The organism is Planctobacterium sp. R6, assembly GCF_055755215.1.
The window spans coordinates 1-5,786 of sequence record NZ_JBVTQY010000082.1; the positions used below are offsets into that span (position 1 = coordinate 1).

Genomic DNA, 5,786 nt, shown 5'->3' on the forward strand with positions numbered 1-5,786 from the left:
ATGTTTGATGTTTGATGTTTGATGTTTGATGTTTGATGTTTGATGTTTGATGTTTGATGTTTGATGTTTGATGTTTGATGTTTGTAGCTGAGTATAGCAGCCTTGTAAAAATCCACTTGGGGATGTGAAAGTTTGTGGGGAAGTAAACTGGGAAGGGTCAACAATAAAAGATTTTAGCGAAACTTGGGCCTTTTGGTCCGAGAAATAGATTTTAGGCTTATTGTCCCCCTTCGAGGTGTTGTTAGGTATTTTTTAGTTGTAATTGAATAGCGTTAACTGACTCACTACCTATAGCCGTAACACAACTAAAAGCCTTAGCTTGCATATTTTCAAGTTTATTTTGTAAATCCGCAACTTTGGACATATTGTTTTTGGAGTATTTTCGAGATTTCAATGTTTTTAAATTTAGATTAATTATGAAAATGCATGACATTGCCGCTGACATTGCTGCACTAACCGATACTCCTGAATCACCTCTAATAGCATGCCAACCATGTTCAAACATGGTTACGCCATACTCCATTAACTTTAAAGACAAATCTGCTATTTCAAAAGTGTAATCTGTTGCTTTTTCTAACATATCTGCAGATTGTCGAGAAAATTGTGATTTTTCATTTTTATCGTTTGATTTATCGCGAAGCACTCTTAATTTTACGACTTCATCAAAGTCCTTAGCATCAGCGTCAAAAAGGTGCTTTAATCTCGGTTCGATGACCTCAAAGACTTGTTTTTTAATAAAGTTAAAATCTTTATGGACTTTATGACAGTCATCTTTTCTAGCACTAATTTCACAAACAGTTGTAACCATTTTACAAGATAAGATTGCAAGTAACGCGGCTGCGCTTCCTGAGCCAGGGGAGGCTCGACCTGCCCCAAAATCATCTAAAAGTTTATTGGTCGGTAATTCTAATAATGAATCCGATTTTATCTCTGCTAATTCTGTTTGTTCCATCAATTACACCACTCTAGATTTAATGACCAAATGACTTGGGTAAGTTACGCCACTTTTTGGGTCAAATCCCCCCATCTGTTAGAGCATTCCTTTATAATGATTAATAAATGATTCATTATATTTTTTTGCTATTCTAAATTTATTTCGAACGTATTTCTTTTGTTCTGAACGCAACATTGACATATCAGGTAGATCAGTTTGCAGCCATATCTGCCACTCTAATATGTTTATAGCAGACTTCACATTTATAAATTTTTCGTTCTGAATTACATGTGGTTCTATGTTTATTTTATCAGCCTTTTTGTACTCAATCAGACCATCTGGAGTTTCTTTAAATATATTTCCTACCCCTGACTCTGCATCCATTGAATGATTGCGCACATACTCTGAATCATAATACGGTGTTTCACCTTTCATTAGACCACCTTTAAACATAGGCTGATAATACCGAGCTCCAATTTCTGATATATGCTTTCGCATTATGGGCAACATTATGCGCTCTCTTCCTTGCACTAAATCAACTTCAACATCATCGCTATCAGGACGTAATTTAATGCTCTTTACATAAGGAAACCCAAGTCTTCTAGAACACAAAAACATACTACTTATGTTTGTGAAATAATACGCATTAATAATCAAAAGAAGTGTGCTAGGAGTAAATGCAAAACATAATGTGTCAGTGCCGCCAATATTAAGTCTAGATTCACGAAAATCAGATTTGTCTACGATAAGCATTCGGTCATATTGACCAATACGTGATTCAATATGGAAACTAGGTTCAACATTTGCGATATTCTTGTCTAATTGACGTATACCAAGCCACGTTCCAACTCTAACCTTATCAAACCAATCTAATAAATCAGATAACTCATATGCACTTATTTCATTCCCACTTAGAATATTACTAATGTACTTTTTTGCCCTAGCTTCTAAATCCGAATACCTGTGGTTACAAGTTGAGCAGGCAGGAAACGTAAATTTATCAAACGCAAAACTACGTTCCGTCACATCACGGTTTTGTATGTCTTTAGTAAACCCAAAGAAAGCTTTTCTATTTGGCCTTCCTGTAAGCTCTATGAGCCATTTTGGCACAACATGTTCTTTTGATTTGTCTTCAGGTGTTTTACCACAAAAAACGCAATGTTTAGCCAATAGTTACTACCCTAATAATCTCTAACAGTTTAGAATCGACTCAACGGGCCATTCTTCAACCTTCTGTTGGATCTTTTTTACCTTCATATAAATTGATAGCAAATTTACTCCAATAATGCCAACCATTTCACATGAGAGAAACACTTTTTGATTAGCCTTCAAGAACCACCGAGGTTGGGTTCGAAGTCCGTTTGTATCTGGCCCTTTCGCGAGATAAGGCGAAAGGGCAGAAAAAACCTGAAGATTGGCAACACGGATGTTGCCCAAGTCGATGGAAGTGCAGGGACGCACTATCATCGACGGTCTTCTGGTTCTGCCCTTGAGACTTATGTTGTCTCGCGCCAGGGCTAAAAGGGGGTTTTAGGGGAGCGCCCCTAAGAAAAAGCAGCAGAACTTTAATGGCTCAGACGCTTTGAAAGCTGAGCGCTTTAACAAATTGTTACTCACTAAGCCCATAAAAAATGACCACTCAGACAAGGCGGTGCCAATAATCTAAACATGACACCCCAATCTAAACATGACACCCACTTTAATTGTGTTATACAACCCGTTGCAGCTTGGTTCGAAGTTCGTTTGGATCTGGCCCTTTCGCGAGATAATGCGAAAGGGTAGAAAGTGGCTTTTAGGGAGCGCCCCTAAGAAAAAGCAATATAAAAGCCCTGAAGAAACAGGCAAAGCTTTGCCTAATCCTAAGCCTCGCTCTGTTACCTCAATCCCAACACAACATCGGAAATCACATAGTTGCCGTTGTATATGGGATGAGGTTCGCCCAGGGCGTCGATGGCGAAATAGCGCTGTTCTTCTTCTGGCAAGCCTTCGTAGCCGCCAATCACCTGATAAAGCCAGGCTTCCGGGTCGAATTCCAGCTGCTGTTTCTGGTGATAATCCAGTGCGGTAATGTATGCGCCGCTTTCTATCACTTCGCAGAAATAGTTATCTACAGCCTGGCTGAGTTGATCATCTTCCAGTGCCACTTCCTGTTGCTCTTCGATCTGAATATTGCGGGCTGAGCGTTCCGGTTGCGCTTTTTTGAGGTGACGGAAATCCCGGATGCTGCTGACAATCGCCTGCAGATCCAGTTCGTGCTCACTGTTTTGTACATCCACTGCTGCCGGTTGCAATAAACCCGGTGCCACATTAAACAGCAGAGGTACGTTGCTCATCTTGGTGTAATCAGATGGCACAAAATCCGGCTGTTGTTCATTGTGCAACAAGAAGCCTTTGAGCAAACGGGTTCGGCCCCGGTATTCCCGGAAACGACCCAGCAACTCCAGCAATTTGGCCTGCACTATCGCTAATTCCTGAGTACAGCGGGCAAAGCTGTTTTGCAGCACCACCACCAGCAAATGACGCAAATCCCGATCACTACCAGCCACTTGTACCAGTTCATCAAAGCGGATCATTTCCAGCTGATTAAGCAGGTCACTTACCTGGGATTGGGCCAGTTCGTTTTCACGAATTTTGGCATCCAGGCTATCCACATAGCCAAACTCATTATTGATTCGCCCGAACAAGGCGCGCACGCCGTTACTGAGCATGTCAGTGAGTACATACACCTGTTCAGTAAGGTTGTTCAGATGGGCCTGGGCCTGCTCAAAGCGCTGATTGTACAGGGCTTCTTTATAGTGTTGTGACAAGGTAGTGAGGGCAGCAATAGCACTGCCAATATTGGCGTTGATATGGCGGTTGCGCTCATCATTGAGGCCAGCTTCCAGTAAGTTGCGCACGGCACTTTTTAAGCGCAGATCCGAATCTGGCTCAGGCCGCCACAAAATGTTCAGGTTTTTCAGCTGCTCCAGCACCTTCGGCGATACCTGTGACTCATCCACGCCACCGGTGAGATAGGCCTGCATAATAATGTCTGAGTGGCGGCTCAAGGCATTGAGTAGCCTGACACCCGCCTGTTGCAAATTGCGACTCACAGTAAGCTCTCCTGCTTCGCGGCCATTTCCGCTTGCTGCGACAGAGACAAGTTTTCAGCGTCGTCAATAAAGCGCAGCACTTCGAACAGATAATCGATTTTGCCGGTGGCGATAAACAACTGCTTTTCCGGGTTGGGCTTTAACAGATACCCCAAATCCACCAGACGCTTAAAGACCTGTTTTATCTGGCCGTCCAACGTGGTACTGGTGGAGCCGAACAGGCGGTAACGAGAGATTTTTTCGATTTGCTCAGCAAAGGCCGGAGTATCTTCGATCACAGTTTGCAATTCGTTGAGGCGAATGGGCAAACCGCGGCTCACCGGCATGTCACTGCCCGCAGCTTCCTGCACCAGTAATAACCACTCCACCAATGGCAACAGGTTATTGGCAATGTCCTGAAACTGACTGGTGAGCACCTTGCGTTCTTTGTCCGCCAGATCCTGATAAGCGGCATAAAAGACTTCACCTTCGGCAGCAGTGGCCAGAGTGCGGTTGAGCAGGTTCAATTGCGCTTCGATTTTTTGTGCGTTGCTTTCGCCTTGCAAGTAGCGCCACGCCTCTTCGTCACTGACTTCACAGATAAACTGACCGGATAACAATTGCTCTAATACCAAACCTTGTTGTGTCATCATGCCTGCGTCTCCTCAGTGGTTTGCCCTGCGTTAGTCTGATTATCTGTACCTGCCATAGTCTGCTCAGTCATGCGCAGTGCGTTTTTGGCCTTTTCCTGCAATTTCTGACTGATAGCGCTGACCTTCGGTTGTACCACCTGCAAGCGGCGCTTAGCCTTATCGATAATGTAGCGATTTTCAAACAGCGCTAACACATCTGAATCTGGATTAGGGAAGGCGCCCAATACGTGAATGTTGTTTTTCTCACAGGCGTCAAAGATCTTCTTCACGTTGTTGTGATGCAATGTGCCCAATTCATCAATGGGCCAATGCACTGTGGCCTGCGAATGGCCCCGCAATAATCGGGTAAAGGCCAGCAAGAACTTACACAAAATCAGGTAAGCCATACCGTGACTGGAAGATTCGTTTAGCTGGCGATCAGTACGGATCACCAGGTCGCTGTTGCCTTCCCGCAAACGCAATTCAATATCCAACAGACGACTGATCCCCCCGGACAACGCCGCGCGGCCCAGAATATCCAGTACCTGACGCATACTGGCACCATATACTTCGTCGGGTAATTTGTCGGCTCCGGTGCTCATCCATTGCTGATGTAACTCGTTGAAGCGGGTCAGCTCTGGCCAGAATTCCAGTTCGGTAATACGGGAACGGATCTTCACCGCAGAATCAGAAACCCCATCCAGGAACAACTCTTCATCCACTTCGCGGCTGATGCGTTTGCTCTGGCCCAAAATGCGTTTATCAATATCCGCTAACACATGGAAGTACTGCGTCAGATCGGCACCAAAGATGCGGCCCTGCTCTTTCAGACCATTGAGCTTTTGCGGCACCACTTCATTTAACAGCTGATCCAGATGAGTGACCAGCTTGCGATACTCCACCACTGGGGCGCCCTGCTCGGCCCGATAAGTACAGGCTTCGCGAGCGTGCTCCCAGATATCCGACAATCCGGTGCCAGACTGGGCAGCAATCAGGTGATCGAAGTGCTCAACATGGTGTTTCACCGCATCCGACAAACTGCTGAAAGCCGCCAACAACTCATCGCTTTCACTGACGGCGTTTTTCAAGGTAGTTGTCGCCTAAGCCGTTAAGCTGCTTCTTTTTTGCTCTCCGGATTAAGTTCCACAA

4 protein-coding genes and 1 pseudogene are annotated in these 5,786 nt (G+C 44.5%); all 5 read right to left on the minus strand.

Annotation, left to right across the window (positions count from 1 at the left end; all coding sequences use genetic code 11):
* Positions 1–241: 241 nt before the first annotated feature.
* Complete coding sequence (locus AC0J20_RS23110) at positions 242–952, minus strand: cyclodeaminase/cyclohydrolase family protein (protein WP_473023573.1); 711 nt, start codon at positions 950–952, stop codon at positions 242–244.
* A 78-nt stretch (positions 953–1,030) separates the two neighbouring features.
* Complete coding sequence (locus AC0J20_RS23115) at positions 1,031–2,104, minus strand: hypothetical protein (protein ID WP_473023574.1); 1,074 nt, start codon at positions 2,102–2,104, stop codon at positions 1,031–1,033.
* 704 nt (positions 2,105–2,808) lie between these two features.
* Complete coding sequence (locus AC0J20_RS23120) at positions 2,809–4,026, minus strand: phosphoenolpyruvate carboxylase (RefSeq protein ID WP_473023575.1); 1,218 nt, start codon at positions 4,024–4,026, stop codon at positions 2,809–2,811.
* Positions 4,023–4,658, minus strand: a complete 636-nt coding sequence (locus AC0J20_RS23125) for a hypothetical protein (protein ID WP_473023576.1) — start codon at positions 4,656–4,658, stop codon at positions 4,023–4,025. Before AC0J20_RS23125 ends, AC0J20_RS23120 begins: the two co-directional genes overlap by 4 nt.
* Positions 4,655–5,725, minus strand: a pseudogene (locus tag AC0J20_RS23130) (ATP-binding protein); the annotation flags it as partial. The pseudogene AC0J20_RS23130 and the gene AC0J20_RS23125, both read right to left, overlap by 4 nt.
* Between the last annotated feature and the right edge of the window lie 61 nt (positions 5,726–5,786).